This is a genomic window from Pseudomonas sp. GW823-FHT02C02, assembly GCF_058797635.1.
In genome coordinates this window covers 346,849-373,815 of record NZ_JBXAJV010000004.1, presented here as the reverse complement: position 1 = coordinate 373,815, position 26,967 = coordinate 346,849, and the positions used below count along the sequence as shown (strand labels likewise).

At 57.0% G+C, this 26,967-nt stretch carries 26 protein-coding genes; 21 read left to right on the top strand and 5 right to left on the bottom strand.

Annotated elements, in window-relative coordinates; all coding sequences use genetic code 11:
• Positions 1–79: 79 nt before the first annotated feature.
• The 4 genes from AC1ROI_RS09415 (at position 80) to AC1ROI_RS09400 (ending at position 5,736) form a co-directional block, all read left to right on the top strand.
• Complete coding sequence (locus AC1ROI_RS09415; protein WP_102593436.1) at positions 80–2,992, top strand: aminotransferase; 2,913 nt, start codon at positions 80–82, stop codon at positions 2,990–2,992.
• A 296-nt stretch (positions 2,993–3,288) separates the two neighbouring features.
• A complete protein-coding gene (aguB, locus tag AC1ROI_RS09410; protein ID WP_102593437.1) occupies positions 3,289–4,167 on the top strand; it encodes an N-carbamoylputrescine amidase in 879 nt (292 codons plus the stop codon).
• Between the two features lie 4 nt (positions 4,168–4,171).
• Positions 4,172–5,278 carry an agmatine deiminase gene (gene aguA / locus AC1ROI_RS09405; RefSeq protein ID WP_077747519.1) on the top strand — a complete coding sequence of 369 codons (1,107 nt, stop codon included), beginning with the start codon at positions 4,172–4,174 and terminating at the stop codon, positions 5,276–5,278.
• 245 nt (positions 5,279–5,523) lie between these two features.
• Positions 5,524–5,736, top strand: coding sequence for a hypothetical protein (locus AC1ROI_RS09400; protein ID WP_010464685.1), 213 nt, complete (start codon positions 5,524–5,526; stop codon positions 5,734–5,736).
• A gap of 206 nt (positions 5,737–5,942) precedes the next feature.
• Here the strand turns inward: AC1ROI_RS09400 and AC1ROI_RS09395 are convergent, their stop codons facing one another.
• Entirely contained in the window at positions 5,943–8,036 is a 2,094-nt protein-coding gene (locus AC1ROI_RS09395; protein ID WP_083375265.1) for a TonB-dependent receptor, read from the bottom strand.
• A gap of 254 nt (positions 8,037–8,290) precedes the next feature.
• On the opposite strand from AC1ROI_RS09395, the gene AC1ROI_RS09390 reads away from it, so the two are divergent.
• From AC1ROI_RS09390 to AC1ROI_RS09365, 6 genes are all read left to right on the top strand, one after another.
• Positions 8,291–8,905: a DsbA family protein gene (locus AC1ROI_RS09390; RefSeq protein ID WP_102593438.1), complete on the top strand. Its 615-nt coding sequence runs from the start codon at positions 8,291–8,293 to the stop codon at positions 8,903–8,905.
• 233 nt (positions 8,906–9,138) lie between these two features.
• Positions 9,139–10,425, top strand: coding sequence for an OprD family porin (locus AC1ROI_RS09385; protein WP_010464680.1), 1,287 nt, complete (start codon positions 9,139–9,141; stop codon positions 10,423–10,425).
• Between the two features lie 231 nt (positions 10,426–10,656).
• The gene (locus tag AC1ROI_RS09380; protein WP_102593439.1) at positions 10,657–11,406 is read left to right on the top strand and encodes a 2OG-Fe dioxygenase family protein; all 750 of its coding nucleotides are present in this window, start codon (positions 10,657–10,659) and stop codon (positions 11,404–11,406) included.
• A gap of 46 nt (positions 11,407–11,452) precedes the next feature.
• Complete coding sequence (locus tag AC1ROI_RS09375; RefSeq protein ID WP_169857613.1) at positions 11,453–11,866, top strand: GNAT family N-acetyltransferase; 414 nt, start codon at positions 11,453–11,455, stop codon at positions 11,864–11,866.
• A complete protein-coding gene (locus AC1ROI_RS09370) occupies positions 11,863–12,579 on the top strand; it encodes an AzlC family ABC transporter permease (RefSeq protein ID WP_010464674.1) in 717 nt (238 codons plus the stop codon). The genes AC1ROI_RS09375 and AC1ROI_RS09370 overlap by 4 nt, the downstream gene beginning before the upstream one ends.
• Positions 12,558–12,875, top strand: coding sequence for an AzlD domain-containing protein (locus tag AC1ROI_RS09365; protein WP_010464672.1), 318 nt, complete (start codon positions 12,558–12,560; stop codon positions 12,873–12,875). Before AC1ROI_RS09370 ends, AC1ROI_RS09365 begins: the two co-directional genes overlap by 22 nt.
• Here the strand turns inward: AC1ROI_RS09365 and AC1ROI_RS09360 are convergent.
• On the bottom strand, positions 12,792–13,718 hold the full coding sequence (locus AC1ROI_RS09360; RefSeq protein ID WP_042932449.1) for a LysR family transcriptional regulator: 927 nt from the start codon (positions 13,716–13,718) through the stop codon (positions 12,792–12,794). The genes AC1ROI_RS09365 and AC1ROI_RS09360 overlap by 84 nt on opposite strands.
• A gap of 476 nt (positions 13,719–14,194) precedes the next feature.
• Here AC1ROI_RS09360 and AC1ROI_RS09355 point away from each other — a divergent pair, with 476 nt between their 5' ends.
• The 4 genes from AC1ROI_RS09355 to AC1ROI_RS09340 are packed head-to-tail and all read left to right on the top strand — an operon-like array spanning position 14,195 to position 18,327.
• Complete coding sequence (locus AC1ROI_RS09355) at positions 14,195–15,208, top strand: 2-keto-3-deoxygluconate permease (RefSeq protein WP_077747522.1); 1,014 nt, start codon at positions 14,195–14,197, stop codon at positions 15,206–15,208.
• Positions 15,205–16,485 carry a four-carbon acid sugar kinase family protein gene (locus tag AC1ROI_RS09350; RefSeq protein ID WP_102593441.1) on the top strand — a complete coding sequence of 427 codons (1,281 nt, stop codon included), beginning with the start codon at positions 15,205–15,207 and terminating at the stop codon, positions 16,483–16,485. The genes AC1ROI_RS09355 and AC1ROI_RS09350 overlap by 4 nt, the downstream gene beginning before the upstream one ends.
• 5 nt (positions 16,486–16,490) lie before the next feature.
• The gene (gene pdxA, locus AC1ROI_RS09345) at positions 16,491–17,492 is read left to right on the top strand and encodes a 4-hydroxythreonine-4-phosphate dehydrogenase PdxA (protein WP_102593442.1); all 1,002 of its coding nucleotides are present in this window, start codon (positions 16,491–16,493) and stop codon (positions 17,490–17,492) included.
• A 55-nt stretch (positions 17,493–17,547) separates the two neighbouring features.
• Positions 17,548–18,327, top strand: a complete 780-nt coding sequence (locus AC1ROI_RS09340) for a DeoR/GlpR family DNA-binding transcription regulator (RefSeq protein ID WP_102593443.1) — start codon at positions 17,548–17,550, stop codon at positions 18,325–18,327.
• A 144-nt stretch (positions 18,328–18,471) separates the two neighbouring features.
• On the opposite strand, the gene AC1ROI_RS09335 is transcribed toward AC1ROI_RS09340, so the two are convergent.
• Positions 18,472–18,768, bottom strand: coding sequence for a DUF3077 domain-containing protein (locus AC1ROI_RS09335; protein ID WP_010464659.1), 297 nt, complete (start codon positions 18,766–18,768; stop codon positions 18,472–18,474).
• A gap of 539 nt (positions 18,769–19,307) precedes the next feature.
• Here AC1ROI_RS09335 and AC1ROI_RS09330 point away from each other — a divergent pair.
• The 6 genes from AC1ROI_RS09330 (at position 19,308) to AC1ROI_RS09305 (ending at position 23,416) form a co-directional block, all read left to right on the top strand.
• Positions 19,308–20,243: a GAF domain-containing protein gene (locus tag AC1ROI_RS09330; protein ID WP_102616816.1), complete on the top strand. Its 936-nt coding sequence runs from the start codon at positions 19,308–19,310 to the stop codon at positions 20,241–20,243.
• A complete protein-coding gene (locus tag AC1ROI_RS09325) occupies positions 20,240–20,467 on the top strand; it encodes a hypothetical protein (RefSeq protein WP_102593444.1) in 228 nt (75 codons plus the stop codon). Before AC1ROI_RS09330 ends, AC1ROI_RS09325 begins: the two co-directional genes overlap by 4 nt.
• Positions 20,468–20,878: 411 nt before the next feature.
• Positions 20,879–21,100 (top strand): tautomerase family protein, encoded by a 222-nt coding sequence (locus AC1ROI_RS09320; RefSeq protein WP_010464654.1) that lies wholly within the window; start codon positions 20,879–20,881, stop codon positions 21,098–21,100.
• On the top strand, positions 21,097–21,753 hold the full coding sequence (locus tag AC1ROI_RS09315) for a DsbA family oxidoreductase (protein WP_010464653.1): 657 nt from the start codon (positions 21,097–21,099) through the stop codon (positions 21,751–21,753). Before AC1ROI_RS09320 ends, AC1ROI_RS09315 begins: the two co-directional genes overlap by 4 nt.
• Before the next feature lie 43 nt (positions 21,754–21,796).
• Positions 21,797–22,507: an SDR family NAD(P)-dependent oxidoreductase gene (locus AC1ROI_RS09310; RefSeq protein WP_077747532.1), complete on the top strand. Its 711-nt coding sequence runs from the start codon at positions 21,797–21,799 to the stop codon at positions 22,505–22,507.
• 66 nt (positions 22,508–22,573) lie between these two features.
• Positions 22,574–23,416, top strand: a complete 843-nt coding sequence (locus tag AC1ROI_RS09305; RefSeq protein WP_102593445.1) for an oxidoreductase — start codon at positions 22,574–22,576, stop codon at positions 23,414–23,416.
• Positions 23,417–23,568: 152 nt separating this feature from the next.
• Here AC1ROI_RS09305 and AC1ROI_RS09300 read toward each other — a convergent pair whose 3' ends face one another.
• Both AC1ROI_RS09300 and AC1ROI_RS09295 read right to left on the bottom strand, forming a co-directional pair.
• Positions 23,569–23,775 (bottom strand): hypothetical protein, encoded by a 207-nt coding sequence (locus tag AC1ROI_RS09300; protein ID WP_027922195.1) that lies wholly within the window; start codon positions 23,773–23,775, stop codon positions 23,569–23,571.
• Between the two features lie 518 nt (positions 23,776–24,293).
• Positions 24,294–25,988: a GmrSD restriction endonuclease domain-containing protein gene (locus AC1ROI_RS09295; protein WP_256580095.1), complete on the bottom strand. Its 1,695-nt coding sequence runs from the start codon at positions 25,986–25,988 to the stop codon at positions 24,294–24,296.
• A 634-nt stretch (positions 25,989–26,622) separates the two neighbouring features.
• Here AC1ROI_RS09295 and AC1ROI_RS09290 point away from each other — a divergent pair.
• A complete protein-coding gene (locus tag AC1ROI_RS09290) occupies positions 26,623–26,853 on the top strand; it encodes a hypothetical protein (RefSeq protein WP_102593448.1) in 231 nt (76 codons plus the stop codon).
• The last annotated feature ends 114 nt before the right edge of the window (positions 26,854–26,967 follow it).

Here is a 26,967-nt window from a genome sequence, read left to right as displayed (position 1 = left end):
TTGCCGCACCAGGGGGGGGTTGATTCTCGACCGATGCAGTGGCGATATAGGCGCCTAATAACATTTCAGGGGTCGTTGTATGCCGCTCGCCACGTTGATTCACCGCGCCAGTTTGCCCAGCCCGCAAGTGTCTGCGGAGCAAGCGCTAGAGCTGCTGGAAGGGCATTACGGGCTGAGTGGAAGGTTGCACGCCCTGGGTAGCCAGCAGGACCTCAATTTTCGGGTCGACAGTGATCACGGGCGTTTCGTCCTGAAAATCTGCCGTGGCGACTATTCGGCGCTGGAGCTGCAAGCCCAACATGCCGGACTCAAGCAGTTGGGTGAACACTCCGGCGTGCATGTGCCGCGAGTGATTCCTGCAATAAACGGCGCTGAACTGCTCACGCTGGAAGTCGGGGGGCAGGCCGTGCATATGCGTCTGCTCGATTACATCGAAGGCCAGTCGCTGACGCACCTTGATCATTTGCCCGGTCCGGTGGTGGCCGGTTTCGGTCGGCTGTGCGGCGAAATGGACCTGGCGCTGGCTGCTTTCGAGCATCCGGGCCTTGAGCGCACGCTGCAGTGGGATGCCCGCCACGCCAGTGCGCTGATCGGCCATTTGCTGCCGGTGATCAAGGACGACACGCAACGCCAGTTGATCGCCGACGCGGCGGAACGAGCCGAGCGCCATTTGCTGCCGCTGGTGGACAAGCTGCCGGTGCAGGCGATTCACATGGACATCACCGACGACAACGTGGTCTGGCAGCGTGACTCGCAACGCCAATGGCAGTTGCAGGGCGTGATCGATTTCGGCGACCTGATCCGTACCTGGCGCATCACCGATCTGTCGGTCACTTGCGCGGCGTTGCTGCATCACGCCGATGGCGATCCTTTCTATATTTTGCCGGCGGTCCAGGCGTATCACGCCGTGAATCCGCTCACCCATGAAGAACTGCGGGCGCTGTGGCCGCTGATCGTCGCGCGCGCGGCGGTGCTGGTGCTCAGTGGCGAGCAGCAAGTCAGCATCGATCCGGGCAATGATTACAGCCGCGACAACCTGAGCCACGAGTGGGAGATCTTCCGCGTGGCCACGTCGCTGCCGCTGGAATTGATGGAAGCGGCGATTCTGACGTCGGTCGGCCAGACACTGCCGAGCATTGGCAGCGAAGGTTTCGCGCCGTTGCTGCCGAGCCTGGTGGGGCGTGAATTTGCCTTGATCGATCTGGGTGTGCTGAGCCCGCATTTTGAGGCGGGCAACTGGGAGCAAGAGGGGGTTGATCAGCGTTTGCTGACTGAAGCTGCGGCGGCGCATGGATTGGCGGCCAGTCGTTATGGTCAATACCGGCTGTCCCGTACTCGTCCAGATAGCTCAGGCGAACCCGACACCTGCCCGTTGCACGTGGAGTTGCGAGTGCCAAACGGCACGGCGGTCGAATCGCCGTTTGCCGGCATGGTCCATCAGCCGGTGGCGGGTGTGTTGCAACTGGACGGTCCGCAACTGAGCGTGCGGTTGTGGGGCGTGACGCCGTCGCTGCACACCGGCGCGGCGCTGGTCAAAGGTCAGGTGCTGGGTGCGGTCAGCGGGCCGTTGATTGTGCAGTTGTGCCGAGGCGCTTCGTTCGATGCGCCGTTGTTTTGCACGCCGTCTCGCGCACCGGCCTGGCAAGCGTTGTGCCCGTCACCTGCGGCGCTGCTGGGGCTGGCTTGCGATGCTGAAGCCGAGCTCGATTCGCAGACGTTGCTGGCGCGCCGTGACGCCAGTTTCGCGCGCACGCAGAAGCATTATTACGTCGACCCGCCGCGCATCGAGCGTGGCTGGCGCAATCACCTGATCGACATGCAGGGCCGCTCCTACCTCGACATGCTCAACAACGTCGCGGTGCTGGGCCACGGTCATCCGCGCATGGCCGCGGTGGCCAGCCGTCAATGGTCGTTGCTCAATACCAACTCGCGCTTCAACTACGCGGCGGTGGCCGAGTTTTCCGAGCGCCTGCTGAAGCTGTCGCCGGAGGGCATGGACCGGGTGTTCCTGGTCAACAGCGGCAGCGAGGCCAATGACTTGGCGATCCGTCTGGCATGGGCCTACAGCGGCGGTCGCGACATGCTCAGCGTGCTGGAGGCTTATCACGGCTGGACAGTGGGCGCGGACGCGGTTTCGACCTCGATTGCCGACAACCCGCAAGCCTTGAGCAGCCGTCCCGATTGGGTGCATCCGGTGATCGCGCCGAATACCTATCGCGGCGAATTCCGTGGCCCAGGCAGCGCGCCGGACTACGTGCGCAGCGTCGAACACAACCTGGCGAAAATCGCTGAGCAGAAACGCCAGTTGGCCGGTTTCATCTGCGAACCGGTGTACGGCAATGCCGGCGGGATCTCGCTGCCGCCGGGTTATCTGAAACAGGTCTATGCGTTGGTTCGCGCCCAAGGCGGTGTGTGCATCGCCGATGAAGTGCAGGTCGGCTACGGGCGAATGGGTCACTTCTTCTGGGGCTTCGAGGAGCAAGGCGTGGTGCCGGACATCATCACGATGGCCAAAGGCATGGGTAACGGCCAGCCGTTGGGCGCGGTGATCACCCGCCGGGAAATCGCCGAGGCGCTGGAGGCCGAGGGTTACTTCTTCTCGTCGGCCGGTGGCAGTCCGGTCAGTTGCCAGGTCGGCATGGCGGTGCTGGACGTGATGGAGGAAGAAAAGCTCTGGGAAAACGCTCAGGTGGTGGGCGGGTATTTCAAGGAGCGGCTTGAAGCGCTGATCGATATTCATCCGTTGGTGGGCGCGGTGCATGGTTCCGGCTTCTATCTGGGTGTCGAGCTGATCCGCAACCGCGAGACCCTGGAGCCGGCGACCGAAGAAACCACGGCGCTGTGTGACCGGTTGCGGGAGTTGGGGATTTTCATGCAGCCGACAGGGGATTACCTGAACGTCCTCAAGATCAAACCGCCGATGGTGACCTCGCGCCGGAGTGTGGATTTCTTTGTCGACATGCTTTCGAAGGTGTTGGATGAAGGGTTGTAAGGCTTGATATCGCCTTCGCGGGCAAGCCTCGCTCCTACAGAATTTGCGCGATTTCAAATTGGCGCATGGCCTGTAGGAGCGAGGCTTGCCCGCGAAGGAGTATTCGATAATATCGATTGTTATCGGGATTAAGTGCGTAAAACTAGACAGTCGGAAGATTAATTGCTTTTAAAGCCGATATTTATCGGCTATAAAGTCGCCATTGCTCACGGCGTGCCTCATCGCGCCCGTGCTTCCCGTTTCTGTCATCGGTCGAGGCCATACTCGACCCATCAGCACTTGCCCGGAGATGATTCATGAGTCGTATCGTTACCGTCGCCGCCACCCAGATGGCCTGTTCCTGGGACCTTGAAGCCAACATCGAGACCGCTGAGAAGCTGGTCCGTGAGGCTGCATCCAAAGGCGCGCAGATCATACTGATCCAGGAGTTGTTCGAGGCGCCGTACTTCTGCCAGAAACCGAACCCGGATTACCTGCAACTGGCCACGACGGTTGAAGACAACGTCGCCATCAAGCACTTCCGGAAAGTCGCCAAGGAACTGCAAGTGGTGTTGCCGATCAGCTTCTATGAACTGGCCGGCCGCGCCCGTTTCAACAGCATCGCGATCATCGATGCCGACGGCAGCAACCTCGGGATTTATCGTAAAAGCCACATCCCGGACGGCCCCGGTTACCACGAAAAGTATTACTTCAACCCGGGCGATACCGGTTTCAAAGTCTGGAACACCCGTTACGCGAAAATCGGCGTCGGCATCTGCTGGGACCAGTGGTTCCCGGAGTGCGCTCGCAGCATGGCGTTGCTGGGCGCGGAAATCCTGTTCTACCCGACCGCCATCGGCAGTGAGCCGCACGACAAAACCATTTCGTCCCGCGACCACTGGCAGCGCGTGCAACAAGGCCATGCCGGCGCCAACCTGATGCCGCTGATCGCGAGCAACCGCATCGGTAACGAAGAACAGGACGGCTACGACATCACGTTCTACGGCTCATCGTTCATCGCCAACCAGTTCGGCGAGAAGGTCCAGGAACTCGACAAGACTGAAGAGGGCGTGCTGGTCCAGAGCTTCGACCTCGACGAGCTGGAGCATATTCGCAGCGCGTGGGGTTCGTTCCGTGATCGTCGCCCGAACCTATACAATGCGATCAAAACCCTCGACGGTTCCCTGGAGTCCTGATCGCATGACCACTTTAAACAGCACCCCGCGCGCCGATGGCTTCTACATGCCCGCCGAGTGGGCGCCACAAACCCAGACCTGGATGATCTGGCCGGAGCGCCCGGACAACTGGCGCCTGGGCGGCAAACCCGCGCAAGCCGCGCACGTGGCCGTCGCCAAGGCCATCGCCCGTTTCGAACCGGTGACCGTGGCGGTCTCTGCCGGCCAATACGAAAACGCCCGTGCCCGTCTCGACGTGCCGAATATTCGTGTGGTCGAGATGTCCAGCGACGACGCCTGGGTTCGCGACACCGGCCCGACGTTCGTCATCAATAACAGTGGCGAAGTCCGTGGTGTGAACTGGGACTTCAACTCGTGGGGCGGTTTCGATGGCGGTTTGTACTCGCCGTGGAACCGCGACTCGCAGGTGGGCGGCAAGATCCTCGAGATCGAGCGCAGCCAGCGCTACCGTACCCAGGGCTTCGTGCTCGAGGGCGGTTCGATTCACGTCGATGGCGAAGGCACCCTGATCACCACCGAAGAATGCCTGCTCAACCGCAATCGCAACCCGCACCTGAGCCGGGGGGAAATCGAAGCGGTGCTCAGTGCTCATCTGGCTGTGGATAAGATCATCTGGCTGCCGGACGGTCTGTTCAACGACGAAACCGACGGCCATGTGGATAACTTCTGCTGCTACGTGCGTCCGGGTGAAGTATTGCTGGCCTGGACCGATGATCCGCAGGACCCGAACTACCCGCGCTGCCAGGCGGCAATGAAAGTGCTGGAAAGCAGCACCGATGCCAAGGGTCGCCCATTCACGGTGCACAAGATGCCGATCCCGGGACCGCTGTATGCGACCGAGGAAGAGTGTGCCGGCGTGGATCCGGTGGACGGGACTCAGGAGCGTAATCCGAGCGTGCGTCTGGCCGGTTCCTACGTGAACTTCCTGATCGTCAACGGCGGCATTATCGCGCCGAGTTTCGATGACCCGCTGGACGGTCCTGCGAAAGAGATTCTGCAGGCGCTATTCCCGCAGCATGAAGTGGTGATGGTGCCGGGCCGCGAACTGTTACTGGGGGGCGGTAACATCCACTGCCTTACCCAACAACAGCCGGCGCCGCACAAGGAGTGAGTGGGGTTGTAACAGCCTGAACCGGCTGAAAAATCACCAAGACGCCGGTTTATCCCCGCTCTTCACCCAGAAGCCCGCAGCCCCAAAGGACTGCGGGCTTCTTTGTATCCACTTGTCGACACTTGGGAAACATTGGCACAGCTCTTGTATCTGTCACGGAGTGAAACAGGGAGGGGGAGGACTTCGATGTTCTGTCATAAACCTTGGATAAGTTAGCCGCTCACGAACCAGGAGAGAGCGCTGAAATGAACGCCGAAGTGAACGTAGTGAGAGAGCGGGCGTTGCATCCCCTGGCAGTTAATAGCGAATCGCTCCAGGTCCTGGCGCACTGGTTGAAGTCCAATGGAACGCGTCAGATCAGAGAACCTGATCCGCGCCGGATGATGATCGAGCGCTACCCCGCTGGTTTATTCAGCGAGGCGGAACTGGAAGCGTTGTGGGATGTGATGGAAGGATAAGAAGAAAAAACAAAGGATTGATGAGAGCGCTGCCGGGATGGCGGCGCTTTTTTATGGGCGATGGATTTGTAAGCTACACCCTGACCATTGTAGGAGCGAGCCTGCTCGCGATGGCGGCCTGGCAGTCACATTAACGTTGACTGACCCGCCGCCATCGCGAGCAGGCTCGCTCCCACAGGTGATTGGTGGGAACACATCAGCAGTGTTTAGAAGCTGTAGGTCCCCGTCACCACCAGGCTGCGCGGTTCGCCGGGTTGAATCTGCGCCGCGCTGGTGGCCGACGAGTAATAGGTCTTGTCGCTGATGTTGTTCAGTGCCGCACGCAAGTCCCAATCCTTCTGCCGGAATCCGGCCAGTGCATCCCAACGGCCATAACCCGGCAGTACGACGGTGTTGAGGTTATCGGCGTAACGCTGGCCGACCAAGGTCAACCCGGTTTCCGCATACCAGCCCATTTCCGGTTTCCAGGTCAGGAACAGACTGCCGTTGTGCTTGGCCACGTTGCTGATGCGTTTGCCTTCAAAGCCGTTGTTGTCCTTCTCGACCGTCGCGTCCTGTACGCCCACGCCACCGCGCACGTACCAGTTGCCGGCAATTTTACCGGTGCCGGTCAGCTCGATCCCGCGGGAACGTTGCAGGCCCGAGAGCAAGGTGACGGTCGGGTTGAGGGGATCGCTGGTGCGGCGGTTGTAGAGTTCCAGTTCGTAGATTGCCAGGGTGGTGCTCAGGCGGTCGTCGAGCCAGTCGCTCTTCACGCCGATTTCCTTCTGCTTGGTCAGCTCCGGGCTCAAGTCGTTGCTGTTACCGGCCGCGCCGGGCGTGATGCCGATCAAGCCGCCGCCCACTGGCGAGAACGTCTTGGTCCAGGAGGCATAGAAGGAATGATTCTGCAGCGGCGTCCAGACCAGGCCTACACGCGGGCTTGTGCTGTGGCTGTCACGGTCTTCGGAAATGTCGCGCAGCTTGTTGGTCGATTCGATGTCGAACGTGTCGTAGCGCAAACCGGCCAGCAGTTGCCATTGATCGTTCAGACGCAATTGATCCTGCACGTACACCGCACGGCTTTCGACTTCGGTGTGGTTGTCGCTGGACACCTGCATGCGGCCGGTGTGGCGCAGATCGCGATTCGGGTTGTGCAGGTCCAGCGCCGGCACCGGCGAGCTGCCCGGTCCGGAAGTGGCCGCGTTGTAAAGGGTCGGATCGCGGCGTTGACTGCCGATCTCGATCCCGGTCAGCAGGCGATGCTCCAGGCCGAAGGTGTCGAAACCTCCCTCCAGTTCGACGTTGTTGTAGACATTGCGGGTGGTCAGGTCTTGCTGCCAATGCTGACGCGTGACCTTGTTGGTGGCCGGGGTGTATCCGGTCAGGTACGTGTTGTCGAAATCGCTGTCGAGCTTGAACACGCCCAGGGTGTGGCGCAGCTGCCAGTTGTCGCTCAGTTCATAGCTGAGTTTGGAGCGCAGGGATTGCGACTTGTCGTCGATGAAATCGTGCTCGCTGCCGTAGGTCGTATCGCGTCCTACGTCTGCCGGGCGCCCGTTTACGCCAGGAATACCGCGATCCGGCGTGCGGTTGTAACGGCTGTATTCGTATTGCACCAACCAGTTCAGGTCCGGCGTCAATTGCCAGCTCATGGATGGCGCGAACAGTTGGCGGTTGCCGCTGACACCCTCGCGAAAGCTGTTCTGATCCATGTTGCCCATGTTCAGGCGCAGGCTGATGTTCTCGGACGGATCGGTGCTGAGGTCGGCATAAAGGCTGCGTAAATCATCGCTGCCGCCCTGGGCTTCGATGGTCGAACGGCGGCCGAACTCGGGCAGTTTGCTGACCCGGTTGACGATTCCGCCCTGGCTGCCACGCCCGTATAACACGGCGGCCGGCCCTTTGAGGACTTCGATACGCTCGATGTTGTGCAAGTCGCGCACGTATTGGCTGTCGTCACGAATGCCATCGAGGTAGAAGTCGTTGCTCGCATCGAAACCGCGGATACGCAGGCTGTCGAAACGAGTGTCTGCACCGCTGCTGACGTTGGGGATGCCGCTCAATGCAGTGCCCAGATCATTGGTGCCGTAATCCGAGACGTTCGAGGTTTTAATCGAGTCGATGGCTTGTGGCACGTAGCGCACCGGAGTCGCAGTCCGGGTGGCGGTGCTGGTTTCCTTTACTCGCGGATCGTCGGCCTCCGCTTCGGCACTGATCGAGGTTTCGGGTAAAACGGTGGTCGCGGCGCAGGTGAATCCGGCAGACAGAAAAGCAGAAAACCCAAGGGTGACGGGCATAAGGCGGAAGGGGGCAGGCATCTGAAGCGCATCCGAAAGGGTAGAAGAATTCGAGGGCGCGAATGGTAATGCTTGTTATTTGCTTCGGTTAATTATTCTTGAAAAGCTTCGTTGTTCGATTGTTTCAAGTTGTGTCGAGATTGCTACAGAGATTCGTCGAGTCTATTAGACCGATTCATGAAACAGACTGAACGCCATTCCAGCGTTTTTCCGCAACGGTCCGAGGATTAGTCTGCCGGCACTGAGTTTCCCTGATTGATTGCCGGAGTCTTACCATGATCCTTCACTACATTTACGACCCTTTGTGCGGCTGGTGCTACGGCGCCAAACCGCTGGTGCACGCCGCCCAAGGCGTGTTGCCGGTGATCGCCCACGGTGGCGGCATGATGAGCGGTGCCAACCGCCAAGCCGTTTCGCCACAATTGCGCAGCTATGTGATGCCCCACGACCGCCGAATCGCCGAGTACACCGGCCAGCCATTTGGCGAAGCGTACTTCGAAGGTTTGCTACGCGACGACACGGCGGTGTTCGATTCCACCCCGCCAATCGCTGCGGTGCTGGCCGCCGAACGCATCGCCGGCCGTGGGCTTGAGTTGCTGGGGCGTTTGCAAACCGCCCATTACGTGGAAGGGAGGCGGATTGCCGATGAGGCGGTGTTATTTGAGCTGGCAAAAGAGATTGGTCTTGAGCCTGATGCCTTTGCGTCAGCCTTCATAAGCACCGACTCGGATCGCCACATCAAGGACAGCCGCGCATTGCTGGCCCGTGTCGGTGGTCAAGGTTTTCCGACCTTGGCGTTGGAGCAAAATGGTCATTTCACGGTGGTCGATATCAGCCCTTGGCTTGGTAAGCCGCAAGCGTTCGCGTCCTGGCTTGCTCAGTCCGCTTAGATGTTTTTCGCCTATGGATAGACGATTCATCAAATTGACACAGCCTTCTGGGCGCGGCTACGATCGCGCCCAACGCCTGTGGCTAACCGCCATGACTCATAAAATAATAAAAAGGCCCGCCACGATTTCTTCGTGGGCGGGCCTTTTTGTTTTGGGGTGAAAAAAGAGTGCGATAGCGCCGTTTCAGCCGTTCGACACAGCGCGTATCAACCGGTAATAAGGAAAAAAACAAAATGTTGAATAAGCGAATCAGCTTGATCGCTCTGGGGATGTTGAGCGCTACACAGGCCATGGCTAACGACCAGGCCGAATCCAAGGGATTTGTTGAAGACAGCAGCCTCAAAGTGCTGCTGCGCAACGCCTACATCAATCGTGATTACAAAGACGGTCGTGCGGACAAAGCCGAATGGGGCCAAGCGGCCATCGGCACGTTCTCGTCCGGCTTCACCCAAGGCACCGTCGGTGTCGGTGTGGATGCTTTCGGTCTGTACGCACTGCGTCTGGATGGCGGCAAGGGTCGCACCGGCGCACAAGGCATCGACTTCTTTAAAAAGGGCGACAGCGGCAACGCGGCTGACGACTTGTCCAAAGGCGGTGCAGCAGTCAAATTCCGTGTCTCCAGCACCACGCTGACCTACGGCGACCAGATGCCGGCCCTGCCGGTGCTGAGCTACGACAACTCGCGCCTGCTGCCGGAAAGCTACACCGGCACCTTGATCACCTCCAAGGAGATCAAAGGCCTGGAGCTGAACGCCGGTCGCTTCACCGCCGAATCGCGCAAAAGCGCTGAAGGCCGTGACAGTGGTGGCCTGAAGTCGATCAACGTATTGGGCGGTAGCTACCAGTTCACCGAACAATTCAAAGCGGCGCTGTACGCATCCGACGTTGAAGACGTGTTGAAGAAGCAATACGTGAACGCCAACTACGTGTTCCCGATCGACAAGGATCAGTCCCTGACCCTGGACTTCAACGGCTATCGCACCAAGCTGGATGATTCCTACGTCCGCGAAAGTGGCGCTACCGGCGACGACAACAAAATCTGGAGCCTGGCGGCGACCTTCGCCACCGGCCCGCACTCGTTCACCCTCGCGCACCAGCGCAGCACCGGCGACAGCAATCTGGGCTACGCCTACGGCGGTTACCAGAAGGATCAAGGTCGTGTCGGCGACGGCGGCAACACCATCTACCTGGCGAACTCCTACTGGTCTGACTTCAACGCCGAAGACGAGCGCAGCTGGCAGTTGGGCTACGGCCTGGACTTCACCGCATTCGGCGTTCCTGGCCTGAGCTACAACTTCGCCTACGTGCGCGGTGACAACATCACCACGTCCACCAGCGAAGGCGGCACCGAGCGTGAAATCTTCAACCAGTTCAAGTACGTCGTGCAAAGCGGCCCGGCCAAAGACCTGAGCGTGAAACTGCGCAGCTCGATCCTGCGTGTCTCGCAGAAATCCAGCGAGTACAACGTCAGCGGTAACGAAGTGCGTGTGTTCGTGGATTACCCGATCAACATCTTCTGATGATCGACTGAGTGTTCAACACTCACTAAAGAACCCCGACTGGCTCGGGGTTTTTTTCGCCTGAGATCCGTTGAAAAACGCATAAAAAGGCCATTTTCGATCGTAAAAAGTCAAACTAATGCAACGTCATGCTCCGTTTCAAGCAGCGCTTGATATGCCTCAAATTCTTTCTCATGGACGTAAATCCTGTGCTCTCTAGATTAGGCAGCTAAATGCACGGAGATTTTTAAAATGATCGTTTTGAACAAAGAAGTGGGCGAGTTTCTACGGCGTGACAAATATGCGAACGTCCGGGGTGCTGACTTCAATCTTTTCGGTCATTTCAACGATTTCGTCAGATTGACCAATAGCTGGGAAAACATGGAGCCGGACAGTTACTACGGACAGTCCGAGGCGGGCATGCGCTACCGTCGCTACAGCGATTTCGAGTACAACCCGGTCACGCGCGATCTGAAGCAACTGGAACACCGCGCCTATGTTCAGTCCAAGGCGAACAACAGTTACGTTGGCGGGATGGTTCGGCACTTCCAGGACTTCTCTGATGAAATCATCAGTTCGCCGGTGATGCGCAGCCTGATCGACACCGACTTCGAAGTGTACAAAAACGTTTTGCCACCTGAGTTGCACGACGAAATCTGGCAGTGCCAGATTCATCAGATCCGCATCGAGATCAAGCCTGGCAAACAACTGGAAATCACCCCGGAAGGTATTCACTGCGACGGTTATCCGTTCAGCGGCGTGCACTTCTGGGGACGCAATAACGTTGAAGGGGCAGAGAGCCGTTTGTACGACACGGAAAACCAGGAGCACCTGGCCTCGACGACGTATCAGGAAATCCTCGACACCACCTACTTTCTCGATCGCGACATGCGTCACTACGTGACACCGGCACGCAATACCCATTCTCACGACATGGCGTACCGGCAGATTCTGGCGATCTCTTTCTCGCGGCCCGGGACCGCTTTCGACATTGTTCGCTGAACAGTACAACACCGTGACCAGCCTCGCCGAGTGCCCCGCACCGGTGATGCTGCGGCGCACCACGGCCAAGGATGCACAGCGCCTGGAACGCTTCTTTCGGCAATTCGAAGAAGTGTCTTTCTGTGAATGGCAGGACGCCAAATGCCTGCGCAGTGTGCTGGTGCAGAAGACCACCACCGCGTTTATCGCGCTGGATGTCAGCGGTGAAATCGTCGGCGCAGTGCTGGGCGGAATGCTCGGCAGTCGCGGCACGATCAACCACCTCGCCGTGAGCCCGGATTACCGCAGCCAAGGCGTCGGTCAACGCCTGGTTGAAGCAGCGTCGTCAGACATGAAGCGCGTGGGCGTGCTGCGGATGTTCCTGTTTGTCGACGATGCTAACCTTGCCGGCCAGCGCTTCTGGAGTGCCCAGGGTTTTTGCGAGCCGCGCGGCGAAAGAACATTTGAGAGGGACCTATGAATGAGACGTCCAGCAGCCAGCCGCTGATGGTCGAGCCGCACGCTTCGCGCACCTTCGCCGAAGCCAGCCCGGTGGTTGCGGGTTACTTCACGGTGTCGTTTGTGTTCGGTTTGATGGCGGTGAATGCCGGGTTGCCTGTGTGGCTGCCGGTCGCCATGTGCCTGTTCGTGTATGCCGGCGCTTCGCAGTTCGCCGCCCTGGCGCTGATTTCCAGCGGTGCGTCGCTGACCACCATCATCCTCACCACGTTTCTGATCAACGCGCGGCACATGCTGATGTCGGTCTACATGGCCAAGGCGTTGCAGGCGATGGGCCTCAGCCGAATGGAGCGCTGGTGTTACGCGGGTGGGCTGACCGATGAGTCATTCGCTTTTCACAGCGTCAAACTGGGCAAAGGCTCGCCCGTCAACGTGCGTTACCTGATCGGTTTCAATCTGTATTGCCACACCTCGTGGGTGCTCGGCGGTTTGCTGGGGGCGATTTGCGCGCAGTATGCGGCGCACTTGATCCAGTATCAGCTCGACTACGCGTTGACCGCGATGATGCTCTACGTGCTGGTGTCGCTGTGCAACACGCGTAACAAACTCATCGCCGCACTGGCCGCCGTCGCCTGCATGGGCGTGCTGAGCCTGGTCGGCAGCTCGCCCTTCAACGTATTCATCGCCACATTTGTGGGCTGCGGGGTGGGCGTATGCCTGACCAAACGTTCCTGATTCTGGTCGTTGTGCTGATGATGGCCGTGACCTTCCTGCCGCGCGCATTGCCGCTGCAAGTGAACACTGACCATTGGCCGCCCTTCGTCGCCCGGGCGCTGGAATACCTGCCGGTGGCGATCGTCGCTGCAATCAGCCTCACGCCGTTGTTGATCAAGGATCAGCACGTGCAGCTCGATCGCCCGGAATTTTATGCCGCGATTCCGACGTTGTTATGTGCGTATTTCAGCAAAAACCTCTTTCTCTCCGTTGCGGTGGGAACGGCTGCGTACATTGCGCTCGGCTCGTTCATGTAGCGGGAGGTCGACCACATCGTGCAAAGCCTGGCCCGACAACTCAGGATTATTGATCGCCAGCCGCACTTCAAGGGCATCCTCGAAGCCGGGGAAAATCGTCAGGCCATTGCGCTGGGCTGCATCCCGCGAAACCATGCCAAGGCCGTCCATCTGGGTGATCAACGACAGCGTCAGGGTTTCGCTGCACGAATAGACCATCCGCTTGCCCGACTCGTAATTGCCCAGACCCGCGTCGAGAAAGCGCAAGAAGCTGTGGGAATACGGACAATCGTCTGCCGGACGCACCTGAAACTTGTTGCCGAGCAGCACCAGCGGATCATGTTCCTGACCGCAATGCGCACCGACCACCTGCACCTGGACCTCGGGCAGGATGATGCTGGGCAATCCCGGCTTCTGCGGACCAATCAGCACCGCCAGGTCAAAGTCTTCGTTCTTCAGCTTGCTGAGGTTTTCCATCGACTCGGCGTAGCTGAATTCCAGCTGATAGTCGGGAAACACCTCAATCAAGCGTCCGATCATTCGCCGATTGAAGTCAGCCGACAGCGTCGTGTTCAGCGCTACCTTGAGCGTGCGCTGCCCAGGCACCTTCAACGCGGCGACTTTTTCTTCCAGTTGCCGCGTGGCAACCAACACCTTGTCCATGTAAGGCGTGAGTTCCGTGCCCTGCGTGGTCAGGGTCAACCCCTTGTTGGAGCGACGAAACAACCGAAAACCGAACTGTTCTTCGACCTTGTTCAACTGCGCGGCCAACGCCTGCACGGTTAAACAGGAATGCTCTGCCGCCGCCGACAAAGAGCCGGTCTGAACAATGCGCATGAGGTTGCGTAGGGTTCTGCTATCCATTGGGTAATGCCCTCTAAAGTGGGCTGGCTATTGTTGAGTACCTGGCCGCCGGTTGGGCGATACGTGCTGGCTATAATCCTGCACCTGAACACGCTTGTCCCGAGTTTAGTAGCGAATTGATGCTGCGTCCGATGGTTGGAGGCTTACATAGAGTCGAGGTTTTTTGGGAATGTTGGGTGATCAGGGTCAAAAAAATGCTCAGGCCGGGAGGTTTGGGCATTTTTTTTGGGGTGTGTGAATGCTCGACCTTGCCGCTTTTCTGTATCTGGGGGGCGGCTACTGCGGTGGCTGGCAAAGGTATTTGTGAAAAAACAGGTTTCCTCCATAAATGATCAAAACGATCATTTGAATGATTGGTTTGCGCAATTAAGAACGAAAGCCTAAGATTATTTTGACTGACTCAATCACCAAATGATCGAATCAGTCAGTTTCGAGGTGAAGTACGTCTTACCAAACAATTATAAAAGGAGACCCTCGTGGCCCAAATTCCTATCAAGCGCACCATTGAACGCATCCCTGGCGGCATGATGATTGTCCCGCTGCTGATTGGCTCACTGGTGGCTACATTCCTTCCTGACACACCGAAGTTTTTCGGCTCTTTCACCAATGCGCTGTTCACCGGGGCGTTACCCATCCTCGCGGTGTTCTACGTCTGCATGGGCGCGAGCATCAATATCAAGGCCACGCCGTATCTGCTGAAGAAGGGCGGCACGCTGCTTATCACCAAAGTCGGCATCGCCGTGCTTATCGGCATTGTGCTCGGGCATTTTCTCGGCGAGCAGCCGATCTCGTCTGGCCTCTTCGCCGGCATTTCAACGCTGGCGGTCGTCGCCGCGATGAACGACACCAATGGCGGCTTGTACATGGCGCTGATGGGGCAATACGGTCGATCCGAAGACGTCGGCGCCTATTCGGTCATGTCCCTGGAGTCCGGGCCTTTTCTGACGATGGTCACCTTGGGCATCGCCGGCCTGTCGGCTTTCCCTTGGCCGACGCTGGTGGGCAGCATCCTGCCACTGGCCCTCGGTATGTTGCTGGGAAACCTCGACCGTGACATGCGCGACTTTCTGGCCAAGGCCGTCCCGGTGATGATCCCGTTTTTTGCCCTTGCACTTGGCGCCAGCCTGGACTTGCATAACGTCTGGCAGGCCGGGTTGCTGGGTCTCGGCATGGGCGTTGCGGTGGTTGTGCTGACCGGCATTCCGCTGTTCTTCGCCGATCGTTTGACCGGTGGCACGGGCGTCGCGGGTGTTGCCGCAGCCACCACCGCCGGGAATGCCGCCGCCGTCCCTGCACTGATTGCGGCAGCCAACCCGGTGTACGCAGAAGCGGCCAAGAGCGCGACCATACTGGTAGCCGCCTGCGTCGTGGTCACCGCGATCCTCGCGCCGTTACTCACCGCCGCCGTCGCCAAACGCGTGCAGCAGCGCAATCCTGTCGTCATACCTGAACCGGGGATCGAACCTCAAAAGCAGGAGGCTTTGCGATGAGGATTCTGATCATCGCTGACGATCTGTCCGGCGCGGCAGATTGCGCCATCGGCTTTGCCAGCGTGGGGATGCAAACGGTCGTTACCCTCGACCCCCTGAATGACGAGGCTGACGCTCAAGTGATTGCCGCTGATACGGACACTCGGCGCCTCCCACCCGCACGGGCTGCCGAGCGCACGGTCGCGGCATTCAAAGCACTGCACAAACCCGGGCAACGGCTGTACAAAAAAATCGATTCGACGCTGCGCGGCAACTGGGCGGCTGAGGTTGCCGCCCTGCAACCGTTGGCCGGCCTGGCCATCGTCGCCCCGGCGTTTCCGGCCACCGGGCGCACGTTGCGCGGCGGTCGCGTGTTCGTCAACGGCCAGCCGCTGGAAAACACCGACACCTGGAAACTGGAAAACGCCGACCGTCCGGCCGATGTCGAAGCGATGCTGATTGCCGCAGGCCTGAGCACTGCGACGCTCGATCTCGACACCTTGCGCGGCAACGAAAAAGCGCTCGAGCGGCACATTGCTGAAATTGCCGGCAATGGCACGCAGGCGCTGATCGTCGATGCGCAGACCGAAGACGACCTGCTGACCCTCGCTCGCTTGACCGCGTCGATGGATCAGCCGCTGTTCTGGATCGGTTCGGGTGGTCTGGCACGGGAAATCGCCAGTCTTCCTGATTTATCCGAAGCAAGGTTTACGACTATCGAACCTGCGACCCTCGAAAAAAGCCAGGCGCCGATTCTGATCCTCGTCGGCAGCCTCTCCGGCGTCTGCGAGCGACAATGCGAGCGGCTCAAAGAGCGTGGCGGCGTCAGCGAACTGGTTATACCGCCTGAAGTCCTTCGTCAGGGCACAACCCACGGCGATTGGTCGCTCTGGCAATCGCGCATTGGCGAGCAACTGGACGGCTGGAGTGACCTGCTGCTGCGCATCGGCCGCGATGAAGCGTTCGATCCCCAAGAGGGCGGGCAACTCTCGACCATGCTCGCCGTGCTGGTCGAACCGCACTTCGCCAAGGTCGGCGGCCTGATCGCCACGGGCGGCGAGACGGCGCGGGCCATATTGACCACCGTCGGCATCGACAGCCTGCAACTGCTGACCGAAATCGAAGCCGGCGTCGCCTTCGCCCGCCCGACCGTTTCCCGCCAGGGCCATCGTCCCGGCATCGTTACCAAGGCCGGCGCGTTCGGTACCGACAACGCCTTATATGCGGCATGGCAACACCTGAGCGACAGCGCCGATCGCTCCCCGCCCCAACGCACACGAATCCAAGGACTCGAATGAACACTATGAGCAATTACCTCCCCATCATCGGCATCACCATGGGCGACGCCACGGGTGTCGGCCCGGAAATCATCGTCAAGAGCCTGACTCACGACATCGTCTACCAACAATGCCGGCCCCTGGTGATCGGCGATGCCCGTCGCCTCGAACAAGCCAACGTCATCGTCGGCGGAAGTGCCAAAGTGCGCCGTATCGAGGACGCATCCCAAGCCTTGTACGAGGCCGGTACCATTGACTGCATCGACCTTAACCTGATCCCCGACGACCTGCCGTTCGGCGAGTTGTCGCCCATCGCCGGTGACGCTGCTTATCAATACATCGCCCGCGCCGTGCAACTCGCCGAGGCCAGCCAGATCGACGCGATCTGCACCGCACCGCTGAACAAGGAAGCGCTGCACGCCGGCGGCCACAAATACCCCGGCCACACAGAAATGCTCGCGCACCTGACCAACGTCGACGAAGTGTCGATGATGTTGGTGGCGCCTCAACTGCGGGTGATTCACGTCACGACCCACATCGGCATCATCGACGCGATCCGCAAGATCGAACCGGGCCTGGTCCAGCGCACCATCGAGCGCGGCAACGCGACACTGATCAAGGCCGGCATTGCTCGCCCGCGAATTGGAGTTTGCGGGATCAACCCCCATGCCGGTGAAAACGGACTGTTCGGTTATGGCGAAGAAGAAGAAAAAATCATCCCGGCGGTGAAGCTGCTGCAAGAACGCGGCCTCGACGTCACCGGCCCGCTGCCCGCTGACACCCTGTTCTTCCGCGCCGGTCGCGGTGACTTCGACCTGGTGGTGGCGATGTATCACGACCAAGGCCACGGCCCGGTCAAAGTGCTCGGTCTGGAAGCCGGCGTGAACGTCACCGTCGGCCTGGACGTGATCCGTACCTCGGTCGACCACGGCACCGCGTTCGACATCGCCGGTAAAGGCATCGCCGATGAACGCAGCCTGCTCGAAGCACTGCGCCAGGGCGCCGAGCTTGCCACGCGACGGGGATGAGGCGCAGGGGCGCGGTCGTGTAAGATCGACCACCGTCCACACAACGAGACCCGCCATGAAAGCCTCCGAACGCCACCGCGCCATCCTCGATCTCGTACGCATTGGCGATGCCAACGTCGAGCAATTGAGCGCGGCACTCGGAGTCTCGGAAGCCACGGTACGGCGCGACCTGACCATGCTCGCCAAACAGCGGCACCTCGTGCGGACCTATGGCGGCGCCACTTCAGTTGTAGGCGTTCACGAACCGGAAGCTTCGCTTGAAGAGCGCAAGACATCGCAGTGGGAGCAGAAAGATGCCATCGCCCAGGCAGCGGCGGCCCACGTTCAGGATGGCGATACTGTGCTGCTCGACGGCGGCACCACGTGCGCCGCACTGGCCCATCATCTTTGCTCGCGACAAGACGTGCATGTGGTGACCAACAATTTGCTCGCCGTAATGACCCTGGCCAATGCGCCGGGCGTGCGGCTGACTTTGATCGGCGGCGATCTGCGCGGTTCGAGCATGAGCACGCTGGGGCCGCTGGCGGAACTGACGTTGAGTCGGCTCAGTGTCGACAAGGCGTTTCTGGGGGCTGATGGTGTGGTGGCGGAGTTTGGGTTGTGTGAAGCGAGTGCGCAGCAGGCGTATTTGAAGGAATGCATCATCAAGCGGGCGGCGCAGATTGTTGTGCTAGCTGACACCGACAAGCTCGGGCGAGCGCGGCAACAGCATTGGACGCCGATTGAGCGGGAGTGGCGGTTGATTACCGGCTCCACCGCGGATGAAGCAGCGCTTGCGCCGTTTTATGCGCTGAAGCAGATCACTGTGGAAACTGTGAGCGTCGACAACGCTTAAGGTTGTGAACGTTTTTATGCAAAAGACCCATTTTATGATCGTTTTTGTGCACGTAGATTCGTTTTTACGCACAAAGCATATGCCAACACCCTCTCATTGACGCAAAAAGCCCCGATTGATTCGGGGCTTTTTTATGCATGCGATTTAGATAGGTACGACGTTACTGGCTCGGTTGTTACATGGCGCGTCCAACACCTTCACCACATCATCAATGATCGCCTTGCTCATATCCTGCAAGTAATGCGATGCCCAGGCGTGCCGGTCGGTGTCGCGAACCATGGCCGCGTCTGACGCGAGCAGTTTGGCGACGTGGAGCAGATCGGAGGCGTGGGAGAGGGCTGCAATGACCGGGACGCCGGCGTTGATGCGGAAGAGCGGTTCGTTGGCGTGGTAGGAGAAGGGGGTGAGGCCGATGGTTTTAAGGTCTTTGGGGTTGGTCATTGGGCACCTCCGGTTTTTGGGCGGTGGTGGGTGATGGCAGGCGTAGCAAAGAGGGAAGTTTTGAACGGATCAATAGCGTGCATTTGCAATACTCCAAAATCAAAGTAGAGCTGCCGCGTTCGTTCTCAGGCGAATGGGTGGCAGCTGTGCGCAGGCTGAGAAACCGGTATGCACGACCCGGCAGACCCGAAGGTCTCCCACGCACAGCCGCCATTGCACGGAAATGCAGGCACAAAAAAACGCCGGCAATCGTGATTTAGGGCGCTGGTGCGCGCGCATATTACCCGGGTTCTCAGGCCCGGTCGCTGAATTGGCAGCGACGGTCTGAAGGTAGCTTGAGGGCGACGGATGCGCAATCGTGGCTAGGTGGTGGCTTGTGTGCAAATTTAACAAAGGAGATTAATAAGAATTTTAAATTACACCTACGTCGGAAAATTCATTCGACTTTTTAGGAGGGCTTTGTAGGAGCGCTGTGTCACTGAACTAAAAAAGTCAGCTATATTTATGGCTTGGATCGAGCCTTGAAAAAATGCGGGTGTATGTTGAAAAAAATAACAAAAAACAATTCAGAAAACAGATCGATTGAAGGTAGGGTTTTTTATTTTTCTGTAATGTTTTCCAATTTTTGGATGACGCTAATTTCTCCCGTTATCATTGGTGCGTTTATTAGTAAATATTTTGCGACTGGGGAATTATCTAAGTTTACGTTGGGTGAAACGGTACTTTTTTCATTAAGCGCTTTTCTGCATCTAGTGTTTACCAGTGTTTTATTGTCGTCGAGCACTCGTAAATCCGTGACTCAAGAAGTAGAGAAGCTTATTAAGCAGAATAAGATTTTCAGAAAGATAGTGATTCCGAAAGCTTCCCAAATGTATCAAAACCTAAAGTTTCAACAAACTGTGTCGTATATTTCCACGTTGGAGTTGGAGAATTTAATCGATGAAATCAATGATTCTAATAATACTGACTGCACAAGCGCTCGGGTATCTGCTGATTTAGGAAAGATACTTTCGCCTCTAGTCAAATATAGAGCGGAGCTTTTTGGTTATAGCTCGACGGCTTTATATAACTTTGCATTATACCTTTATAATGAGAGCACAGCTCAGCTTGAGCTTAAATGGAGAAGCCATGATGACAGGCTCGTTACCACGGGGAGGAGCTGGAAACCGGGATTCGGCCATGTAGGATTAACATACATTTTGGATGAGATAAAAATTTGCCATGATATTACTAGGAGTACGGAGCTTTCGGTAAGCTCAAGTACTATCGGTGATGAGCATAAATATAAGTCATTTCTTTCTATGCCAATAAAAGACTCTGCAAAACTCAGCTCTGGCAGCAAACCGTTGGGTGTGCTAGTATTCACTAGTAATGAATCTAATCAATTTTCCTTGGAGAGAGATAAGATGTTAGGCCTGACAATAGCTAAACTCTTATCGATTTATCTGGATAAACGATTTGGAGCAAGACCATGAGAATATTTAATTTTCTTTCAAAGAAAAACAGCGAAATTGATAAAAATAGAGTTGCTGGTGGAAATGATATATATCATTCGTCGATATCTATGTTTTTTGAAGACGAGCTTTTAAAGGGCTCCGAAGAGAAAAATTCGTTTGTAGCGAGCTGGGTTGATTCTGAAATAAAAAATAGCGAAGATTATTTTAATAATGAGCTGAGGTCATCAGCTTCAAAAGAGTAGAGTCTTGTATTTGTTAATGACTAAGTAAGAGTTTTTTGAGTTTATATGCTTACTTCGGTCCAATGTAGCATCACTATAATGAACTTAGGTGTCGAGGGCTCTAATTAGAGGCCGTCCTGAGTGGAATTATGAAATTACGATTTGTTGACGAGAGCCCGACCTGTTCGGGCTTTTTTACGTCCGGAAAGGTACTGGGCGCCCAGGAAAATGTGCCCCTAACAACAGATCTCTTAAATCTCTGCGAGAGCTTCCTGATTAGCGAAGAAGTCACGTCGAGCTCGGATTGTAATAATTACACCGCGTAACTAATGATGTTCCCGCCCCCACCTTTATCCCCTCCAGCGAACTCCATACATTGAACTCCAACGCCGACCCATTCATTCCGAAGGGAAGGTCGCTTGGAGATTCCTCATGCCTTTCGTAAGCGTACGCATCACCCGCGATGGCGTTACCTCTGAGCAGAAAGCTCAGGTGATCGCCGAAATCACTGAAACCCTGGAACGCGTCCTGAAGAAGGATCCGCACCTGACCCACATCGTGATCGAAGAAGTCGACACCGATAACTGGGGCTACGCCGGCATCAGTACCACTAAGTACCGCAAGCAACTGGCTGAGGCGGAGGGCAAGTCATGACGGCGTCCGTCTCCATCGATTTCATCTCCGACGTGGTGTGCCCGTGGTGTGCATTGGGTGCGACGGCGCTGGAGCAAGCGATCGAGAACGTGGCCGGTGAGATTTCGGTGGAGCTGACCTACAAGCCTTTCGAACTGAACCCGGACATGCCGGCAGTCGGCGAAAAAGCGGTTGAGCATTTGATGCGCAAATATGGACGCACCGCCGCAGACGTCGCCGCCGGCAAAGCGATGCAGATCGAACGTGGCGCGGCCCTGGGGTTCAAGTTCGATCTGGACAAGCGCACTCACTTCTACAACACGTTTGATGCGCATCGGCTGCTGTTATGGGCGTTGCAGGAAGGGCGGCAGGTCGCACTCAAGAAAATCCTGTTGCGCGCTTACTTCACCGACGGCCAGAACCCGAGCGATCGCGAGACGCTGGTGAGTCTGGCTGCTGAAGCGGGACTGGATGCGGCGGCGGCTCAAGAGGTGTTGGCGTCCGGCGCATTTGCCAAAGAAGTGCGTGAGCTTGAAGCGTTTTACCGCCAGCACGGCATCAACTCGGTCCCGGCCATGGTGCTGAACGGTCGCCACCTGGTGTCCGGTTCGCAGTCGGTCGAGTACTACGAACAAATGTTGAGACAAATGGCCAAGGCCCCCGCCGAAGCCTGATTACTTACTTATTCAAACCATCATTTATTAGTAGAGGTTCATCATGAGCAATTCGAAAAAAGTCATCGTTATCACTGGCGCATCCCAAGGCCTGGGCGCCGGCATGGTCAAAGCCTTCCGCGATCTGGATTACAAAGTTGTCGCCACTTCGCGTTCGATCAAACCGTCCACCGATCCGGACATCCTCACCGTGGCAGGCGACATCGGCGACCCGGCTGTTGCGCAGCAAGTGATTCGTGAAGCCATCGCACGTTTTGGCCGCATCGATACCCTGGTCAACAACGCCGGCATCTTCATCGCCAAACCGTTCACCGCGTACACCGCCGAAGACTACGCCAACGTGCTGTCGGTGAACCTGAACGGCTTCTTCTACATCACCCAACTCGCGATCAACGAGATGGAAAAGCAAGGCAAAGGCCACGTCGTCAACATCACCACCAGCCTGACAGACCACGCGATTGATGGTGTGCCGTCGGTACTGGCTTCGCTGACCAAAGGTGGTTTGAACGCTGCGACCAAGTCCTTGGCGATTGAGTACGCCAAGCGCGGGATTCGGGTGAATGCGGTTTCCCCTGGCATCATCAAGACCCCGATGCATGGTGAGGAAACCCATGCAGCGCTGGGCAGTCTGCACCCGGTCGGCCACATGGGCGAAATCAACGACATCGCTCAGGCGGTTGTGTATCTGGACAACGCCAACTTCGTCACTGGCGAAATCCTGCACGTCGATGGCGGTCAGAGCGCCGGTCACTAAGACCTCTTTGACTTGTCCACAGCGCCGTCGATCACTATCGACGGCGTTTTTATTGGAGAACGCAGGATGAACACCCACGCTCACAAGGTTTTCCTGATCACCGGCGTCAGTTCAGGTTTCGGCCTGGCCTTTTCGCAAGCAGCGCTGGCGGCGGGGCACACGGTGGTTGGCACGGTGCGGCGCGAATCCGAGTGCGCCGCGTTCGAAGCGCTGGACGCCCATCGCGCTAAAGCGTTCGTGCTCGACGTCACCGATTTCCCAGCCATCGAACCACTGGTGGCTGACATCCTGCGCGAGGTGGGGCAGATCGACGTGCTGGTGAACAACGCCGGCTATGGGCACGAAGGCATTCTCGAGGAATCGCCACTGACTGAAATGCAGCGCCAGTTCGACGTCAACGTGTTTGGCGCGGTGGCAATGATCAAAGCAGTCCTGCCCGGCATGCGTGAACGGCGCAGCGGGCATATCGTCAACATCACCTCCATGGCCGGCTTCATCACCTTACCCGGCATCGCTTACTACAGCGGCAGCAAATTCGCCCTTGAAGGCGTCAGCGAAGCGCTGGCCAAAGAAGTCGAAAGCCTGGGCATCCACGTGACCGCCGTGGCACCTGGCTCATTTCGCACCGAATGGGCTGGGCGCTCGATGATCCGATCCGGTCGCACCTTGAGTGACTATGACCCGGTGTTCGATCCAGTGCGCAAGGCGCGGGAAGAGAAGAGTGGCAAGCAGGCTGGCGATCCGCAAAAGGCTGCGCAGGCGTTGCTGACCTTGGTCGCCGCTGAAAAGCCGCCGGTTCATCTGTTGCTGGGTAAGGATGCGGTGAGGTTGGTGCGTGAAAAGATTGCGCGGTTGCAGGGGGAGATTGATGCTTGGGAGCATCTTTCGGTTTCTACGGAGTTTGAGTGATTGATGGCCGGTGTATAAATATCCAGAACCCAGAAACAACAAAGCCCTCGTATTTCTACGAGGGCTTTGTTTTGTGGTGTCGGCAATAGATCTGAAAATCATTTGGGCGCCCCCCTCCTCTCGTAGGAGGCGAGTGATTCCATTCGCTACAGTCAGAAAAGCGCCACATCTTCGTCGTCGGGGACTTCGTCCGTAACAATCACTCGTGCGTGTGCGCTGTGCTCGTCCTCCATGCGCAACCCGAAGTAGCGGGTATCGTTGGCGTCCCAAAATGCCTCTATCTGTGACATGGGTGCATGTTCAAGCAGCACCTCGGCGCTGCGCTCCAAGATGATCGAGTAACGTCGTTCGGTGTTCATTACAAAGAGGCTCGCAACGGCGGAGTGAAGTGGCAGGTTGTGCATAAGCACTGCTGTCATTATGCCGCCTCACTGATTTTCGACCGTAACCGCTCATCGTTTCGGTGAGATATGTAGATGCGCGGTACCAGAATTGGCTGCGTCGATTCCGCACCTTTGATGAATGTAACCACCCTTCAGCGAGCGGGGCGCAAAAAGGGGCGAACAGGGAACGGGGAGCCAGCAGAGAAAACCCAGGAGCGTAAGACCCATAAACGAAAAAGGCCCACCTTTCGGTGAGCCTTTTTCGATACTGCGTATGGTGCCGGCACCAGACGAACGGTATGTTTCGGGGAGGCTAGGTTTTCTGCGGGTCTGGAAGTCGGTGGAAAAATTGGCGTACCCCAACTAGTAACTATAAATAAATCAGCTAGTTATGGCGCTTAGTGGAATCGAACTGGGGCTTCACCGGCGAGTACCAAATATTCACATTCAGCCTGACCTAGGGCCTGCTAGCGCGTCCTAGGGTGAGCACCGCTTCATAGCTCAGTCATCAACGCTTCAATTATTTTGTCGTGTCTTAACTGAATCGCGTCCTTCCCCCAAATCTGCATGTTGGTGACGAACGTGGCTATTTCTCGCTGCTGTGCGTTGTGTGTGTAGGTAGCCAGCTTTCTGGCAAATACGATATTGCCCACGGCACAGTTATGGGATTTGGAAAGCAGTAGGTAATTGCCGAGGCAGTTCAGATATTCAGAGGTGAACGTTTCATCGTATTCATCGTATCCGTGGGGCATGCCTGTGGGTTCATTCCTAGGTGCAATGTGCTCGAGTTCTGGACTCTGGATGGTGTCAAAACGCTTTGGCATGTAGCCCCGCTGGCCGCGACGCTCTAGGTGAATCTCATATTTCCAAAGCAGGTGCTTGGCTGTTGCATGGTTGATTTCCCCCTGCAGCGCCTCTTCCAATTTCTCGGTATTCCAATAGGCCCACCAGGATTGATCCGTGTTTTTCAACCAATCGATGTGCTCAAGTATCGGGGTGATACTACTGTCTTTAGTGGTGAAGGCTTCATAAACTCCGTTGATTCGAGCGGTAATGTCGGCACGAGTACCAATCAGTCGATGGCGCACGATCAAACCTTCAAAAGCGCTGCACAGTGCACCAATGTCAGTGATCGGCAAAGCGTAGCGATAGGCCTTGATGATAAACGGCAGAGTGATCGCAATCCCACTGAGCGTCACCAACGAATGGATCTGGAAATGTTCCTTCTCGTGCTTGCCAAAAAAATCGGACAGGTGGAGGAAACTAGCAGACAACGATCGGGTGAAAGACTGAATGAACTCGATGGGTTCCTTGCCAGCGAGCATTTTCCCTATTTTTTCTAGAGTATTGCTTTCCCATAGAGAATTGAAATCAACACGAAGGGTGTATAGCAATACATCATCCTCGTTGATTCGGTATTCAATGGAGGAGATGGATTTGTAGATGTTCTCGAACCGCCCTTTGATTTCGGCGATTAACTGCGCCTTATGATCGTCGTCATAACCATGCAAGTGCACGGTATACATAAACTGCGCCTTGACGACTTCAAGGTTCGAGGGGCGTTTACCGCGGTTGTTCTGAAAGATGAACATCTGAATCGCTTCTGACTCATCTCGCACCGGGTGCGTGGTGCAAACCGCCTGGCAGACGATTGCTAACATTTCGGTCAAATAATCTTCCGATTTATCTCGAAGTTGCACCTTGAAGTAGTCGAATGCCCGAACGATTCGCTGGGCGGATGCGGTTTCAAGGCCATGGTGATCGGTTTTGGATTGGTCAATTACGTAGTCGACGAACAATTGATTGTCATAGTCGACTGTGTTGAAGCGGATTTCGCTGCGCCGCCTTATCATGTCTTCGAAACAAATATGCTCGGGGTCGGTCAATTCGCGAAGGGATTTGAGTCGGGTGAACAGCGCTGCTAGAAACAAGGTCAGGGTAGTCAGACGCTGCTGGCCGTCGATCACCCGAAAGAGTTGTCCGGCTTCCTCAAACAGAAAATGCCCGAAGTAGTAAGGGCTTCGGGTATTGCTGGCTCGGTACTCTTCCAAGTCCGAAAGGAAGACGTCAGTCTGGGTGCTGCGGCTACTAGTATCGGTGGGTGTCTCCCAGGAATAGGCACGCTGGTATGCGGGAACCACGATGCGGTTGTTGGCCATCATTTTTTGGATGGTTGTTGAAGGTTCCACGGGTAATGTCCTTATAGGCTGCCAAAAATGATGGCCATGGGCCGCATGATCCCTGAATCCCTACTTTTCCACACCGTTTTTTGGCTGTGTGGCTCGCTAAGTTCTAAGAAGGGGAATACCCATTTTTTGTTCGTGGAGGGAAATTTACACCCCCTCAAATTGAGGAAGCCTCCGCCTACCTTTGATGGAGGGGTAGCGTTTCACTACCCCCGTAAACGCTACCTGAACTTCCTGGCAAACCTTCTTTTTACTACCCTGGTTAGGTAGCTATTGAGCCCGTGGCCAGATCGGGCGAGCCGCTGCAGCTCGGAAACCACGGCTGCGCCAGGTTGCGTGCCATCGTAGAGATATTTCCATCCATCGCTGAATGCGACGACTATTGATCCTGGTCCAATCTCGTACCCAGCGACGCCTGAATCACCACCTCTGTTTCCGTACCGTTCCATGCTTTCAATCCTTCTGCGATGGCTGATGTTCACCTACGTGGACATTGGCGATAGTGGCATGAAGGTTTGGCGGGAGGAACGACAAGTTGGTGAGGTAGATACGCGGCCTTGCGGCGATGTTTGTGGTGGGAATGTTTGCGGCGCGTCTGGTAATGTCGATGCCAACCGAACCGGCCAGGAGATATGGAATGCCGATCATTACTTTAGCTGCGCCGCTCGTGAATGGCGACTTGTGGGATCCGCTCGATGCAGGCGCCTCATGTGAGGATGTTGTTGCGCTGATATGTGGAGACGACTTGCGACCGCCTCCCACCAGTTTGGTCATTAAGGTCACGACAGAGTCGGGCAAGCTGGTTGAACTGCGGATACCTAACTCTGGCGGCAAGGCGAGTGTGCGGATCGACGGCAAGTCGGTTTAGGTCGAGTCGGTAGGAACGGGGAAAATTTGACGCTGGGAGACACACAAACAAAAAAAGCCCACCTTTAAGTGAACCTTTTTCGATATTGCGTATGGTGCCGCCACCAGACGAACG

Bases quoted from the DNA above. Each gene is read 5' to 3' on its own strand.
- AC1ROI_RS09415 (WP_102593436.1), top strand. From the start codon at position 80: ATGCCGCTCGCCACGTTGATTCACCGCGCCAGTTTGCCCAGCCCGCAA.
- aguB (WP_102593437.1), top strand. From the start codon at position 3,289: ATGAGTCGTATCGTTACCGTCGCCGCCACCCAGATGGCCTGTTCCTGG.
- aguA (WP_077747519.1), top strand. From the start codon at position 4,172: ATGACCACTTTAAACAGCACCCCGCGCGCCGATGGCTTCTACATGCCC.
- AC1ROI_RS09400 (WP_010464685.1), top strand. From the start codon at position 5,524: ATGAACGCCGAAGTGAACGTAGTGAGAGAGCGGGCGTTGCATCCCCTG.
- AC1ROI_RS09395 (WP_083375265.1), bottom strand. From the start codon at position 8,036: ATGCCTGCCCCCTTCCGCCTTATGCCCGTCACCCTTGGGTTTTCTGCT.
- AC1ROI_RS09390 (WP_102593438.1), top strand. From the start codon at position 8,291: ATGATCCTTCACTACATTTACGACCCTTTGTGCGGCTGGTGCTACGGC.
- AC1ROI_RS09385 (WP_010464680.1), top strand. From the start codon at position 9,139: ATGTTGAATAAGCGAATCAGCTTGATCGCTCTGGGGATGTTGAGCGCT.
- AC1ROI_RS09380 (WP_102593439.1), top strand. From the start codon at position 10,657: ATGATCGTTTTGAACAAAGAAGTGGGCGAGTTTCTACGGCGTGACAAA.
- AC1ROI_RS09375 (WP_169857613.1), top strand. From the start codon at position 11,453: ATGCTGCGGCGCACCACGGCCAAGGATGCACAGCGCCTGGAACGCTTC.
- AC1ROI_RS09370 (WP_010464674.1), top strand. From the start codon at position 11,863: ATGAATGAGACGTCCAGCAGCCAGCCGCTGATGGTCGAGCCGCACGCT.
- AC1ROI_RS09365 (WP_010464672.1), top strand. From the start codon at position 12,558: ATGCCTGACCAAACGTTCCTGATTCTGGTCGTTGTGCTGATGATGGCC.
- AC1ROI_RS09360 (WP_042932449.1), bottom strand. From the start codon at position 13,718: ATGGATAGCAGAACCCTACGCAACCTCATGCGCATTGTTCAGACCGGC.
- AC1ROI_RS09350 (WP_102593441.1), top strand. From the start codon at position 15,205: ATGAGGATTCTGATCATCGCTGACGATCTGTCCGGCGCGGCAGATTGC.
- pdxA (WP_102593442.1), top strand. From the start codon at position 16,491: ATGAGCAATTACCTCCCCATCATCGGCATCACCATGGGCGACGCCACG.
- AC1ROI_RS09340 (WP_102593443.1), top strand. From the start codon at position 17,548: ATGAAAGCCTCCGAACGCCACCGCGCCATCCTCGATCTCGTACGCATT.
- AC1ROI_RS09335 (WP_010464659.1), bottom strand. From the start codon at position 18,768: ATGACCAACCCCAAAGACCTTAAAACCATCGGCCTCACCCCCTTCTCC.
- AC1ROI_RS09330 (WP_102616816.1), top strand. From the start codon at position 19,308: ATGTTGAAAAAAATAACAAAAAACAATTCAGAAAACAGATCGATTGAA.
- AC1ROI_RS09325 (WP_102593444.1), top strand. From the start codon at position 20,240: ATGAGAATATTTAATTTTCTTTCAAAGAAAAACAGCGAAATTGATAAA.
- AC1ROI_RS09320 (WP_010464654.1), top strand. From the start codon at position 20,879: ATGCCTTTCGTAAGCGTACGCATCACCCGCGATGGCGTTACCTCTGAG.
- AC1ROI_RS09315 (WP_010464653.1), top strand. From the start codon at position 21,097: ATGACGGCGTCCGTCTCCATCGATTTCATCTCCGACGTGGTGTGCCCG.
- AC1ROI_RS09310 (WP_077747532.1), top strand. From the start codon at position 21,797: ATGAGCAATTCGAAAAAAGTCATCGTTATCACTGGCGCATCCCAAGGC.
- AC1ROI_RS09305 (WP_102593445.1), top strand. From the start codon at position 22,574: ATGAACACCCACGCTCACAAGGTTTTCCTGATCACCGGCGTCAGTTCA.
- AC1ROI_RS09300 (WP_027922195.1), bottom strand. From the start codon at position 23,775: ATGAACACCGAACGACGTTACTCGATCATCTTGGAGCGCAGCGCCGAG.
- AC1ROI_RS09290 (WP_102593448.1), top strand. From the start codon at position 26,623: ATGCCGATCATTACTTTAGCTGCGCCGCTCGTGAATGGCGACTTGTGG.